The sequence below is a fragment of the Mycobacterium sp. 3519A genome (assembly GCF_900240945.1).
GTDB lineage: Bacteria > Actinomycetota > Actinomycetes > Mycobacteriales > Mycobacteriaceae > Mycobacterium.
This window is the reverse complement of sequence record NZ_OESG01000014.1, coordinates 51,663-65,759: the sequence shown is the minus strand read 5'-3', so window position 1 is coordinate 65,759 and position 14,097 is coordinate 51,663. Positions and strand designations below refer to the sequence as shown.

Annotated in this window: 10 protein-coding genes; all 10 read left to right on the top strand. The window is 64.3% G+C overall.

Translation table 11 applies throughout. The features are described 5' to 3' along the window. Positions 1-57 precede the first annotated feature (57 nt). The 10 genes from aceA (at position 58) to C1A30_RS21420 (ending at position 13,952) form a co-directional block, all read left to right on the top strand. The gene (gene aceA, locus C1A30_RS21465) at positions 58-1,344 is read left to right on the top strand and encodes an isocitrate lyase (protein WP_101950430.1); all 1,287 of its coding nucleotides are present in this window, start codon (positions 58-60) and stop codon (positions 1,342-1,344) included. 232 nt (positions 1,345-1,576) lie between these two features. Then, complete coding sequence (locus C1A30_RS21460) at positions 1,577-2,431, top strand: 3-hydroxybutyryl-CoA dehydrogenase (protein WP_101950429.1); 855 nt, start codon at positions 1,577-1,579, stop codon at positions 2,429-2,431. Positions 2,432-2,548: 117 nt separating this feature from the next. Continuing rightward, positions 2,549-3,835 carry a serine hydrolase gene (locus C1A30_RS21455; protein ID WP_101950428.1) on the top strand — a complete coding sequence of 429 codons (1,287 nt, stop codon included), beginning with the start codon at positions 2,549-2,551 and terminating at the stop codon, positions 3,833-3,835. A gap of 108 nt (positions 3,836-3,943) precedes the next feature. Then, positions 3,944-5,494 (top strand): biotin carboxylase, encoded by a 1,551-nt coding sequence (locus C1A30_RS21450; RefSeq protein ID WP_101952783.1) that lies wholly within the window; start codon positions 3,944-3,946, stop codon positions 5,492-5,494. Positions 5,495-5,521: 27 nt separating this feature from the next. Next, positions 5,522-7,042: an APC family permease gene (locus tag C1A30_RS21445; RefSeq protein ID WP_101950427.1), complete on the top strand. Its 1,521-nt coding sequence runs from the start codon at positions 5,522-5,524 to the stop codon at positions 7,040-7,042. Positions 7,043-7,172: 130 nt separating this feature from the next. Next, positions 7,173-8,531: a 4-aminobutyrate--2-oxoglutarate transaminase gene (gabT, locus tag C1A30_RS21440; protein WP_101950426.1), complete on the top strand. Its 1,359-nt coding sequence runs from the start codon at positions 7,173-7,175 to the stop codon at positions 8,529-8,531. 10 nt (positions 8,532-8,541) lie between these two features. Beyond that, positions 8,542-9,735 (top strand): acyl-CoA dehydrogenase family protein, encoded by a 1,194-nt coding sequence (locus tag C1A30_RS21435; RefSeq protein WP_101950425.1) that lies wholly within the window; start codon positions 8,542-8,544, stop codon positions 9,733-9,735. 26 nt (positions 9,736-9,761) lie between these two features. After that, positions 9,762-11,228, top strand: a complete 1,467-nt coding sequence (locus tag C1A30_RS21430) for an aldehyde dehydrogenase family protein (protein ID WP_101950424.1) — start codon at positions 9,762-9,764, stop codon at positions 11,226-11,228. Further along, on the top strand, positions 11,225-12,343 hold the full coding sequence (locus C1A30_RS21425; RefSeq protein ID WP_101950423.1) for a CaiB/BaiF CoA-transferase family protein: 1,119 nt from the start codon (positions 11,225-11,227) through the stop codon (positions 12,341-12,343). Before C1A30_RS21430 ends, C1A30_RS21425 begins: the two co-directional genes overlap by 4 nt. A gap of 73 nt (positions 12,344-12,416) precedes the next feature. Further along, positions 12,417-13,952: a PucR family transcriptional regulator gene (locus C1A30_RS21420; RefSeq protein WP_101950422.1), complete on the top strand. Its 1,536-nt coding sequence runs from the start codon at positions 12,417-12,419 to the stop codon at positions 13,950-13,952. Positions 13,953-14,097: the final 145 nt, after the last annotated feature.

Genomic DNA, 14,097 nt, shown 5'->3' with positions numbered 1-14,097 from the left:
TTAACAAACCATCGGGTTGGGAACAGTTCCAGCGACTTGCAACGTAAAGGAGCACCAATGTCGACCGTTGGCCAGCCGAGGTCTGCCGAAGAGATCCAGAAGGACTGGGACACCAATCCGCGGTGGAAGGGCATCGAACGCACGTATTCCGCCGAAGATGTGGTGGCTCTGCAGGGTTCGGTGGTCGAGGAGGCCACGCTGGCCCGCCGCGGCGCGGAGGTGCTGTGGAAGCAGCTGCACGAGATGGAGTTCGTGAACTCGCTCGGCGCGCTGACCGGCAACATGGCGGTCCAGCAGGTCCGCGCCGGCCTGAAGGCCATCTACCTGTCGGGTTGGCAGGTCGCCGGTGACGCGAACCTGTCCGGCCACACCTACCCGGACCAGAGCCTCTACCCGGCCAACTCGGTGCCCCAGGTGGTGCGCCGCATCAACAACGCGCTGATGCGCGCGGACCAGATCGCCAAGGTCGAGGGCGACACGTCCGTCGAGAACTGGCTTGCCCCGATCGTCGCCGACGGTGAGGCGGGCTTCGGTGGCGCGCTGAACGTCTACGAGCTGCAGAAGGCCATGATCGCGGCCGGTGTCGCAGGCTCGCACTGGGAGGACCAGCTGGCCTCGGAGAAGAAGTGCGGCCACCTGGGCGGCAAGGTGCTGATCCCGACCCAGCAGCACATCCGCACGCTGACCTCGGCCCGGCTGGCTGCCGACGTCTCCGACGTGCCGACCCTGGTGATCGCCCGCACCGACGCCGAGGCCGCGACGCTGATCACCTCCGATGTGGATGAGCGCGATCAGCCGTTCATCACCGGTGAGCGCACCGCCGAGGGCTTCTACCGGGTGCGCAACGGGCTCGAGCCGTGCATCGCCCGCGCCAAGGCCTACGCGCCATACTCGGATCTGATCTGGATGGAGACCGGCACGCCGGATCTGGAGCTGGCGGCGAAGTTCGCTGAGGGCGTCAAGGCGGAGTTTCCCGACCAGATGCTGGCCTACAACTGCTCGCCGTCGTTCAACTGGAAGAAGCACCTGGACGACGCGACGATCGCGAAGTTCCAGAAGGAGCTCGGCGCGATGGGCTTCAAGTTCCAGTTCATCACGCTGGCCGGCTTCCACGCGCTGAACTACTCGATGTTCGACCTGGCCTACGGCTACGCCCGCAACCAGATGAGCGCCTACGTCGAGCTGCAGGAGCGCGAATTCGACGCCGAAGAGCGCGGCTACACCGCGACCAAGCACCAGCGCGAGGTGGGTGCCGGCTACTTCGACCGGATCGCCACCACCGTCGACCCGACCTCGTCGACCACGGCGCTGAGCGGTTCGACCGAAGAGGGCCAGTTCCACTGACGATCAAGCGGGCGTAGCCCGCGGTGAGGAAGTGGAACCGAAGACCGGAGCCACTGACGATCAAGCGGGTGTAGCCCGCGGTGAGGAAGTGGAACCGAAGACCAGTTCCACTGACGATCAAGCGGGTGTAGCCCGCGGTGAGGAAGCGGAACCGAAGACCGGAGCCACTGAGTTGGTAGCCTCAGGCCCCGTCCATGCTTGGGCGGGGCTTGAGGCTTTTTGAGGAGATGCAGTGAGCATTGAACGGGTAGGTGTGGTCGGGGCCGGGCAGATGGGCTCGGGCATCGCGGAGGTATGCGCCAAGGCGGGCGCGAACGTCGTCGTCTACGAACCGGCCGAGGAACTGGTCGAGGCGGGCCGCAAACGCATCACCGGATCACTCGAGCGGGCGGCGAGCAAGGGCAAGCTGTCGGAGGCCGACCGCGACGCCACGCTGGGCCGGTTGACCTACACCACCAAGCTGACCGACCTGGCGGACCGCCAGTTGGTCATCGAGGCCGTCGTCGAGGACGAGACCGTCAAGGGCAAGATCTTCGCGCAACTCGACGAGATCATCACCGATCCCGATGCGGTGCTGGCGTCGAACAGTTCGAGCATCCCGATCATGAAAATCGCTGCGGCGACGAAGAATCCGGCACGGGTGCTCGGTCTGCACTTCTTCAACCCGGTGCCGGTGCTGCCGCTCGTCGAACTGGTCAACACGCTCGTCACCTCCGACGCGGCGATCGTGCGGACGGAGAAGTTCGCGAGCGACGTGCTGGGCAAGCAGGTGGTGCGCTGCAGCGACCGCTCGGGCTTCGTGGTCAACGCGCTGCTGGTGCCGTATCTGCTGTCGGCGATCCGCATGGTCGAGGCGGGCGTCGCGACGGTCGAGGACGTCGACAAGGCGATCGTGGCCGGGCTGTCGCATCCGATGGGGCCGCTGCGGCTTTCGGACCTGATCGGTCTGGACACCATGAAGCTGATCGCGGACTCGATGTACGCCGAACTCAAGGACGCGCACTACGCGCCGCCGCCGCTGCTGCTGCGGATGGTGGAGGCCGGTCAGCTCGGCAAGAAGTCGGGCCAGGGCTTCTACACGTACTGAGTTCTCCCCTGCGCGAGCAGACGCAAAGTGTTCCAAATCCACGGCGTGTCGGGACATTCTGCGTCTGTTCGCGCAAGGAAGGCCAAGGAACGCACGGCGGTGCCTACGATCGGTCTTATGTCGACCGGGTCGACCGGCGGCCCTACGGTGACCGCCGAAAACTGGCAGCTGCCGCCGTTCAATCGCTGGGCGTACTGGCACGTCAACGAGATCCTGCCAACGACACCGATTCCACGCCACACCGGCAAGGTCCGGCAGTTGATCGCGGCGCACGCATCTGCCGATGTCACCGACGTGACACTGACCAGCGTGGACGGATCAGTCGTGACGGCCGGACAGGTGATGACCAACACGTACACCGACGCCTATGTCGTGATGCAAGACGGCGCGTTGGTCGCGGAATGGTATGCGCCGGAAGGGGCCCCGGACCGAACGCATGCGGTGATGTCGATCTCGAAGTCGGTGGTGGGATGTGTCGCGGCCGCACTGTCCGACCGCAATCTTCTAGATGTCGATCGGCTGGTGACCGACTATGTGCCCGAGTTGTCCGCCAGTGGCTATAACGGTGCGACGGTGCGCCACGTGCTCGACATGCGCAGCGGGGTCCGGTTCCGTGAGGACTACCTCGATCCCGACGCTGAGGTGAGGGCGCTCGCACGATGCATCGGCCAGGCGCCGGCACCGGCAGACGCATCGCCGCATGGAATCTACTCATACCTCGTCGGGCTCTCCGCCGACGCACCGCACGGCCAACGCTTCCTCTACCGGTCGGCCGAAACCGACGTGCTGGGTTGGGTGTGTGAACGCGCAGGCGGCCAATCGATGGCTGAGTTGATAGCCACGCTGATCTGGCAGCCGCTCGGCGCCGAATTCGATGCAGAGATCATTTGCGACAGGCTCGGCACGGCCGTGCATGACGGAGGGTTATGTGCGACCGCAAGGGATTTGGCGAGATTCGGCCAGATGCTACTTGACGGCGGCTCCGTGCCAGACGAAGGCGGCGGCAGCCGAACTGTGGTCGCATCGCGGTGGCTGCGCGACGCCTGGGCGGTCGACGCCGATGCGCGTTCCGCCTTTCTCGCCTCTCCCGCCGAGGTGTCCATGCCGGGCGGCTGGTATCGCAACCAATTCTGGTTCCGCCCAGGACCATACGGCGATGTGTTGCTTTGCCAAGGCATCTATGGCCAACTCATCCACGTCACCCGCCGTACCCGCACAGTGTCCGTCAAACTATCTACATGGCCGGATCCCCAGAATCCCGGTTACCTGCAAGACACGCTGCGCGCGTTCGACGCGATCGCGGGGGCACTTGCAGGCAGGCCGACCGTCAGCCAGAGCCAGAGGCAACCCGGGGTCGTTGCTGGCCGAAGCCGGCACGGCAAATCCGATCGATCGGGAAAGTGAGGAATCTGAGCGGGTTTCGCGCCATTTGACAAAACGTTGATCAACATCGGCCTACGCTCGACATGCACCGCGACGACGCCGTGGAGGTCGAACGAGCAGGAGGCGACCATGGCCGACCAACAAGCCCGCCCCACCCGCCAGCGTAAGGCAGCGCCACCTCGAAAACGTCAGCGGAGACCGTCGCCACCCGCCAAGCGCGCTTTGTCGCGTCTCTTCGGTGGTAGCTCGCTGAACGGAATCGCCGAAATACGGACATTTTTCCGCACGAATGTTCAGCCGATCTACTTTGTTGGCCCGACCGCTTTCAATCTGCTCGGCATCGACCGCTGGGTGCGCAACTTTCAATACGTTGCCTACTACGACTCCTGGGACGGAGCACATCCCCGCGTGTTCACCCCGAAGAACAAACCGTACGTCGAATTCGAGTCGAGCGAACACATCAACAACTATCTGCTGCGCGATCCTGAAGTGCGCGCTCACCTGAAACGCCGCGACGGCACACCGATGGTGGCGATGGTCTTCTTCGACGAGGAAACCGAAGAGATCTGCCGCGAGCAGGGCTACAACCTCATCCTGCCGCCCGACTCCCTACGGCGGCGGCTTGACTCCAAAATCGTCACCACCCAACTCGGAAGCGAGGCGGGCGCCCCTTCGGTGCCGAACGTGATCGGCACGGCCGACACCTATGCCGAGCTGACGGCGTTGGCCAATTCGGCCGAACTCGGCAGTGATCTGGTGGTGCAGACACCCTACGGCGATTCAGGTAAAACCACCTTCTTCATCAAGTCGGAAGCGGACTGGAACAGCAACGCCGAGCACATGACGAACCAAGAGCTGAAGGTGATGAAGCGGATCAATAACAAGGCTGCCGCTGTGGAGGCGTGCATCACCCAGCACGGCACCATTGTCGGCCCCTTCATGACCGATCTCACCGGCTACCCGGAACTGACGCCGTATAAAGGTGGCTGGTGTGGTAATGACCTGTTCCCCGAAGCGCTTTCGGAAGCCCACCGCGCCGCGGCTATCAACCTTGTGCAGAGAATGGGGGATCGGCTGGCGCAAGAAGGCTATCGAGGTTTCCTCGAGGTCGACGTGTTGGTCGACCTCGACACCGACAACGTCTACCTCGGCGAAATAAATCCCCGTATCTCCGGTGCATCGTCGATGACGAATGTCACCGCGGGCGCATACGCAGATGTCCCGTTGTTCTTGTTCCATCTGCTGGAGTTCATGGATGTGGATTACACGGTGAACGTCGAAGAGATCAACGACCGCTGGCGTGACCTTGCCGCCGTTGATGTTTGGGCGCAGTTGATCATGAAGGAGACCACCGTAGATTCGGTGGAGCGACTCCTGGCCGCACCCCGAACAGGCACATGGCATCTCGACGAGGACGGCGAACTCGTTTTCGCGCGGGTGAGCAACGACTGGCACGAAATCACCGGCGAGGACGAGGCATTCTTCCTGCGGGTCTATGGCCCCGGCGAATATCGGTTCTGTGGCGCCGATTTGGGCATATTGGTCACCAAGGGGCGGATGCAGACCGCCGAAGGACTCACGCCGCGCTGTCAACGCTACATCGAAGGCATCCGCAGCCAGTACCAGTCGGAGCCACTGCTAAAACCTCCCCCCGTAACGCCACTCGCCTACGTCAAATAGCCGCTGAACGGACCAAGGAGGTTCGTGATGGTCGATACCGTTGAACCCAAACGAAACCGAGCTTCGGATACGACGCATCTGGAAGCGCTCGGATACTCGGGTCACGACTTCCACCGGTCGATGAGCCTGTGGTCCAACCTGGCGCTCGGCTTCACCTACCTGTCGCCACTGGTCGGGGTCTACTCGCTGTTCGCGTACAGCCTGTCCATCGGCGGCCCGCCCGCTATGTGGTGGATCGTCATCGTCGGCTGCGGCCAGTTCCTGGTCGCGCTCGTCTTCGGCGAAGTGGTATCGCAGTATCCCCTGGCCGGCGGCATCTACCCTTGGGCGCGACGGCTGTGGAATCGCAAGTATGCCTGGATCGTCAGCTGGGTGTATCTATGGGCGGTCATCGTGACCGTAACTGCAGTAGCGGAATTCGGCGGTGGGTTCGTCGCCGCCCTGTTCGGTATCGAGCACACACCGGCCATCCAGTTGGCCACCGCCGTTGGGTTGCTGCTGCTGGCATTGGTGGTCAACTTCAGCGGGACAAAGATGCTCGCCCGGGTTGCCAAAATCGGGTTGGCGGCGGAACTGGTCGGTGTGGTGGCGCTCGGGTTGTATCTGCTTGCCTTCAAACGGGTTAACTCGTTTTCGGTGTTCTTCGACTCGATGGGCGCCGGCGGTGACCAGGCCTACATCATCACCTTCTTCGCAGCGGCACTGGCCGGCCTGTTCCTGTTCTACGGGTTCGAGGCATGTGGCGACGTGGCCGAGGAGGTCGACGACCCGACCCGGCGGATCCCAAGGGCGATGATGTTGACCATCATCGTCGGCGGGGTATCCGGACTGATGTCCTACATCGGTTACGTGCTGGCCGCGCCAGACCTGCAAGCGATCGTGAACGGCGAGGATGCCGACCCCATCCCCGCAATCCTGGAGAGCACGTTGGGAACCGCGGGCTCGAAAGCCTTTCTGTGCGTGGCGGTAACCGCATTCATCTCGTGTGTGCTGTCGCTGCAGGCCGCGGGAAGCCGGTTGATCTACGCATCTGCCCGGGACCGCATGTTGCCCATGAGCGGTTGGCTGTCGAAGATGTCGGCCCGCCATGCGGTGCCGACCAACGCACTTCTGGTCGCCTGCGTCGTTCCGATACTGATCTGCCTCTACGTGTACGCGTTCCCCAATCAACTGGCGCGCATCACCGCATTCGCCGTGCTCGGCATCTACATAGCGTTCCAGGCGGTAGTGCTGGCGGCGCTGCGACAACGCCTGAAGGGTTGGCGGCCGGCAGGCAACTGGAATCTGGGTCGATACGGCTTTGCGGTGAACGTGCTCGCGCTGGCCTATGGGATCTTCGCCATGGTGTTGCTACTCAAACCGGCCAACACGGGGTCGTTCCTCGACAGGTACGTCGTGGCGATCGGGCTGGCCATTGTGCTGGGCACTGGTCTGCTGTACCTGCTGATCGCACGTCCGGACCGGCACTCCGACGATGTCGGTGAAGGCGACGCTGTGGAGGTCGCCGAGAAGTTGCGCTCGCTCGGGGCCGGTTCGAGAGCCCGGTGACTGCCTGTCGCTCGAGATAGCCGATCGCCGATTCGGCGATTCGAAGCTGCCCTCACTGTCCAATTCGGCCATAGGCCTGGGTCGTGCGCGCCCCTACCATTTCGGTGACTCGACTGGAGGGACGATTGCTATGACGGCAGTGGACACGGTGGCCGGCGGCGCGCATCTGCATCAGGCGCGGCGTTTGGTCACCGAGGTGCCGGGACCACGGTCGCTGGAGTTGGCCGCACGGCGCCGGTCGGCAGTGCCGGCCGGTCTGAACAGCAGCGCCGATGTATACGCGGCCGCGGCCGGCGGCGGGGTTCTCGTCGATGTCGACGGCAACTCCTTCATCGACCTGGGCAGCGGCATCGCGGTCACCACGGTCGGTAACTCGGCTCCCCATGTTGTCGCGCGCGCATCGGACCAGTTGGCGCGGTACACCCATACCTGCTTTCTGGCCACCCCGTACGAGCCCTACATCGAGGTGGCTGAAACGCTGAACCGGATCACACCCGGCGACCACGAGAAGCGCACCGCATTGTTCAACACCGGCAGCGAGGCGCTGGAGAACGCGGTGAAGTACGCCCGGGCGGCCACCAGGCGGCCCGCCGTGGTGGTTTTCGACCATGCTTTTCACGGCCGCACCCTGCTGACTATGACCATGACAGCCAAGAACCAGCCGTACAAGCATGGTTTCGGTCCGTTCGCACCTGAGGTTTATCGGGCGCCGATGGCTTATCCGTACCGCTGGCCGTCGGGACCGGCGAACTGCGCTGAGGAGGCCTTCAGTCAGTTCGCCCAGATGGTCGACTCCCAAATCGGCGCCGACTCCGTGGCATGCGTGGTGGCCGAGCCGATTCAGGGGGAAGGCGGTTTCATCGTGCCCGCCGACGGCTTCCTACGGCGAGTGGCCGACTTCTGCCGCGACCGCGGCATCCTGCTGGTCGCCGACGAGGTGCAGACCGGGATCGCCCGCACCGGAGCGTGGTTCGCGTGTGAGTACGAAGGACTCGTCCCGGACCTCATCACCACCGCCAAGGGTCTGGCCGGCGGCTTACCGCTGGCCGCGGTGACCGGTCGCGCCGACGTCATGGACGTCGCACACTCTGGTGGGATCGGCGGGACGTACAGCGGCAACCCCGTGGCGTGCGCCGCCGCACTTGGGGTGTTCGACGAAATCGAGAGCCATCAGCTGCTGGCCCGGGCACAGACGATCGGAGAGATACTCGTTCGCGAGCTCCGCGACATCGCCACCTCGACGGACGTGATCGGGGAGATCCGCGGCCGCGGTGCGATGATCGCCGCCGAACTGGTCGTACCGGGCACTCGCGACCCAAACCGCGAGGCGGTAGCGACGATCACTCGGTACTGCCAGGCCAACGGCGTATTGACCCTGACCGCAGGAACATTCGGCAATGTACTGCGGTTCCTGCCGCCGCTGACGATAACCGACGGCCTGCTGTTCGAGGCGCTCGCGGTGCTCCGCGATGCGTTCCACACCCTTTAGGAAGTACGCAATGACCACCACGACCGCACCGTTGGCCAACACCAACACGGCACCACTGGAACTGTTCGACATCGACCGGCTGCTCGATGACGACGAACGCGACATCGCAGCCACGGTGCGCAAATTCGTCGACACCCGACTTCGGCCCAACATCGAGGGGTGGTTCGAATCGGCGACGTTGCCAAAGGAATTGGCAAGGGAATTCGGCGAACTGGGCGTGCTCGGGATGCACCTGGACGGCTACGGCTGCGCCGGCACCAACGCGGTCAGCTATGGCCTGGCATGCCTGGAGTTGGAAGCCGGCGACAGTGGGTTCCGCAGCTTCGTCTCGGTACAAGGATCACTGTCGATGTTCTCGATCTACCGGTACGGGTCGGAGGAGCAGAAGCGGGAATGGCTGCCAAAGCTGGCCGCTGGGAAGGCCATCGGCTGCTTCGGGTTGACCGAACCCGACTTTGGGTCCAACCCTGCCGGAATGCGCACCCGTGCCCGCCGCGACGGCAGTGACTGGGTGCTCAACGGCACCAAGATGTGGATCACCAACGGCAACCTCGCAGATGTGGCCACGGTGTGGGCACAGACCGACGAGGGTGTCCGCGGATTTCTGGTGCCCACCGATACCCCGGGGTTCACCGCGAACACGATCCACAAGAAGCTGTCCCTGCGGGCCTCGGTGACGTCGGAACTGGTATTGGACAACGTGCGGCTGCCCGCGTCGGCTCAGCTGCCGCATGCCCGAGGGCTGTCTGCTCCGCTGTCGTGCCTGAACGAAGCCCGGTTCGGGATTGTGTTCGGCGCCATGGGTGCTGCCCGTGACAGCCTGGAGACCGCGATCGCCTACACGCAGGCGCGCGAAGTGTTCGACCGGCCGCTGTCCAGCTTCCAGCTGACCCAGGAGAAGCTCGCCAATATGACCCTGGAACTAGGCAAGGGCATACTGCTGGCGGTGCATCTCGGTCGCATCAAAGACGCCGACGGCGTTCGGCCCGAGCAGGTCAGCCTCGGCAAGCTCAACAGTGTGCGCGAGGCGCTGAGCATCGCGCGCGAGTGCCGCACCCTGCTGGGCGGCAGCGGTATCACGTTGGAGTATTCGCCGCTGCGCCATGCCAATAACTTGGAGTCGGTGCTGACCTACGAAGGCACCTCCGAGATGCATCTGCTGTCAATTGGTCGCGCGTTGACCGGCGAGTCCGCTTTCCGATAAACCGATCGAGTTGGGGTAAAGAGACCATGACGACATCCGTGGAGCTGCGCAACCTGATCGCTGGCCAATGGCTACCGGGCGGCGGTGCAATGTTGCACAGCATCAACCCAGCCAATCCGCGTTTGATCGTCGCCGAGGGCCGATCAGCCGAGAACTGCCAACTCGATTCCGCGCTGACCGCCGCCACCGAGGCCCAATTGGCGTGGGCGGCCACGCCGATCCATCAGCGCGGTGCCGTGCTGATGGAGGCGGCTGCGGTCGTGGAGCGCAACGCCGCTGAGTGGGGTCTCGAGCTAGCCGCCGAGGAAGGTAAGACGAAGGCCGAAGGCGTGGCCGAAGTGCGGCGCGCCGCCCAGATCCTGCGCTACTACGGCAACGAAGGCGACCGCCAGACTGGGGAGATTTTCGCCTCGCCGCGGGACGGTGAACAGATCCTGGTGACGCGCAAACCGGTGGGAGTGGTCGGCGTCATCACCCCGTTCAACTTCCCTATCGCGATCCCGGCATGGAAGATCGCCCCCGCCTTGGTCTATGGCAACACCGTGGTGTGGAAGCCGGCCAGCGCAGTGCCGCTGCTGGCGATGCGGCTTGCGCACGCGCTCAGTTCTGCCGGTCTGCCCGCAGGTGTCCTCAACCTGCTCATCGGCGGGTCATACCTCGGTGACAGCTTGGTCGGCCACGATGGGGTGGACGCCATCACCTTCACCGGATCCACAGGCGTAGGACGGCGCATCGCGGCGGCCGCCGCCCGCCGCGGAGTGCCGGTCCAGGCCGAAATGGGCGGCAAGAACGCCGCGATCGTCCTCGACGACGCCGACATCGACCTCGCGTTGGCGCAGGTCATGCTGGGAGCGTTTCGTTCGGCCGGCCAAAAGTGCACGGCCACTTCGCGTTTGATCGTCACCGACGGCATCGCCGAGAAGTTCCTCGATGCACTGCGAGCACGTGCGGACGCGCTCATCGTCGGTGACCCCACCCACGACAACACCGAGATGGGCCCAGTGGTCAACGATTCGGCGTTCCAGAACATTTCTGCCGGCATCGAAACAGCGACCGCACAGGGTTGCACGCTGCTGGCCGGCGGCCGGCCCTACGCCGAGGCCCCCTTGTCGGACGGATACTTCGTCGCGCCGACCATCGTCGAACTGAACTCCCAACCCGCCGACGTCTGGACCGAGGAACTGTTCGGCCCCGTACTAGCGGTGCGCCGCGTCACCGATGCCGAGCAGGCATTCCAACTTGCCAACGACAGTGAATTCGGGCTTTCGGCAGCACTATTCACCCAAGACCTCACGCGCGCGCTACAGGCCGTCGAGCAGATCGACGTTGGCGTCCTGCACGTCAACTCCGAATCCGCGGGCGCTGACCCGCATGTGCCGTTCGGTGGTGCCAAGAAGAGCGGTCTGGGTCCTAAGGAGCAGGGCACCGCCGCAAGGGAATTCTTCACCCAGACCACGACGGTTTATATGCGCGGTGGATCGGCGCGCGTATGAATGCCGGTGCCCTACATGGTCTCGTCGTAGTGGATTTCAGCCGCGTGCTGGCCGGCCCGTACGCCACCATGATGCTCGGGGACTTCGGCGCAGACGTCATAAAGATCGAACGCCCACAGGTAGGTGACGACACTCGCGAATGGGGCCCGCCATACGATTCTGAAGGCGTGGCAACGTATTTCAACGCAGTCAACCGCAACAAGAGATCGTTGGTGCTGGACCTGACCGATCCCTACGACCAACATCGCGCCCGCGAACTGGTGGCCACCGCAGACATCGTGGTGGAGAATTTCCGCGCCGGGACGATGGAGCGATTCGGTCTCGACTACGAAACCATGCGTGCGTCGAAGCCCGATCTGATCTACTGCTCGATCACCGGGTTCGGCCGCGAGCGGGGTGCCGCCCTGCCCGGATACGACCTGCTGGTGCAGGCGGTCGGGGGGCTGATGAGCGTGACCGGCCCCGGCCCGGGTGAGCCCACCAAGGTCGGAGTTGCGCTCGTCGACGTCCTGGCGGGCATGCATGCTCTTGTCGGCATCCTGACCGCACTTGCCCACCGTGAGCGAACCGGGCAGGGCCAGCGGGTCGACACCGACCTGCTTTCTGTGCTGTTGTCGTCACTGGTCAATCAGGCGTCCGGCTACCTGGGCGCCGGATCGGTCCCCGGCATCATGGGCAACCGGCACCCGAGCATTGCGCCCTATCAGACGTTTCCCACCGCGGACCGTCCAATCGCGCTGGCCGTTGGCAACGACAAGCAGTTCAAGCTGTTGGCCGATGCCGTGGATCTGCCGTGGCTAGCCGATGACCCCAGGTTCGTATCCAACCCGCAGCGGGTCCGCAATCGCGATGTCCTCGCCGAAACACTCGGTGCGGCCTTGCAGACCCGGGGTGCCGACTACTGGTACGAGGCGCTCACAGCGGTGGGCGTGCCCACGGGTCCGATCAACAACGTCGCCGAGGCGTTTGCGTTCGCCGAACGGCTCGGCCTGACCGTTTCGGTGCCCGTACCGGCAAGTGCCACACCACAAGTCGCCAACCCCATTTCGCTGTCCGAGACTCCGGTCAGCTATCGGAGTGCCCCGCCCACTCTCGGCAACGCAGACCCAGGGTGAGTCAGCGGTGCACCCGTCCGCTCGCTGCGAGCAAGTCGCGGGCGCGGTGCCTGCCGTGAAGTAGCGTCTAGACATGGCGATCACCGTGCGCCGCCTGGCCGAACACAAAGACCTCGGCCTGACGCTGGTGGCCGGACGCGAGAATGCCGACCGGGTGATCAGTTGGGCGCATGCCATCGAGCTCGCCGATCCCACTCCGTACCTGTCTGGCGGTGAACTCGTCATGACCACCGGCCTGCAGATGGGACTGACGAACGACGAGCAATACGAATATGTCGCGCGGTTGTCCGCGGTGGGCGCCGTAGCGCTGGCTTTCGATACGGGTACGAATTTCGATCATGTCCCGGACGGCGTGCTGGCAGCGGGCGACGCCCTCGGGCTTCCGATTCTGCAAGTGCCTGCCGGCACGCCGTTCATCGCCATCACCCGCGTCGTCATTGACGAACTGACGGCCGATCAGCTCCGCACAGTTCAACGCGTCGTTGATCAGCAGGAGGTGTTCGCCCGCGCCACCCTGCGCGACGGCGTACCGGGTGTCGTGGCCGCGCTCAGCCAAGCGCTATCGGCGACCGCTGTCGTCGTCGGAACAGACGGTCGGCCGCTCGCGGTGTCCGGTCCCGATGCCGAGCATGTCACAGCGATCGCTGCCGAAACGGCACGAAACATGCGGCCCCGCAGCGGTCGTCGCCACGCCAGTCGCGTGATTGCCGATGGTGCAGACCTTTTGACCATTCAGACCGTGCGTGCGGCCGAGACCGTGCGCGGGCATCTCGCAGTGCGCTCCCATGTCGCGCTCTCCGCATCCGACCGGCTCCTTGTTGCGCATGCCCTCTCATTGATCGCCATCGAACTCGAGAAACCCGCCAAGGTCATCGATGCCGAACAACGACTCCGCTCCGCGGTCGCGCTTGGTCTCCTCAACGAACCCCGGTCCGTTGACCCCGGCCTGCTCCGATATTTCGGTTTCGACCCAGACAGTGACGTCATCGTCGTGGTGCTGACCAGCGTCGGCGCGCTGCTACCCGCTGAAGCACACGTCTCCGACATGCTGGTGGGTGGAGACGTGCCGTACCTGATGGCCTCGATCGGTGACGAGATCGTCATTGTGCTGCCGACGGAGCACGGCGGAAAGGGTCGTGAAATCCACCGCACGCTCAGCGTGCAGATCGGGCGACAACTGGGCGGCGGGCAGAGCCGACCAACATCCTTGGGTGACTTGGACTTCGGATTCCATCAGGCCAGAGCCAGTGCCCGGGCGCAGGACGACGGCCGATTTGGCGAATCCGATCAACTCGACATTCTTGGGGTGGTTCTGGGTGCGCGAAACCGGGGTGACCTGGAGCTCCTGGCGCGCCCGCTTCGTCCCCTCGACAGCGAAGCCGCGGATCAGGCCCTGCTCGACACGCTGGAAGCTTTCCTCGGCTGTAACGGCCAGGTAGAGACCGCGGCGACCAAGCTCAACATCCACCGACACACCATGCGTAATCGCCTGCGGCGAATCGGTGAACTGACCGGCTGCGATCTCGAGTCCGCCGATACCCGCGCCGCAATGTGGTTGGCATTCAAAGCGCGCGACCTGCTGGCCTTCCGGCGCGGCTTATCCATGTGAACATTGCAGTTCGCGCCGTTCAGGGTTTCTTACGAGATATATTCGCCCTGTTGGAAACGGTCGTCCTGGCTCGGTGAGAGGCCCGGGCTCGCCGGCCGCACCCTTGCGCGGGTAGCCATTTCGACCGTCGGGGGATGCGGGTCTG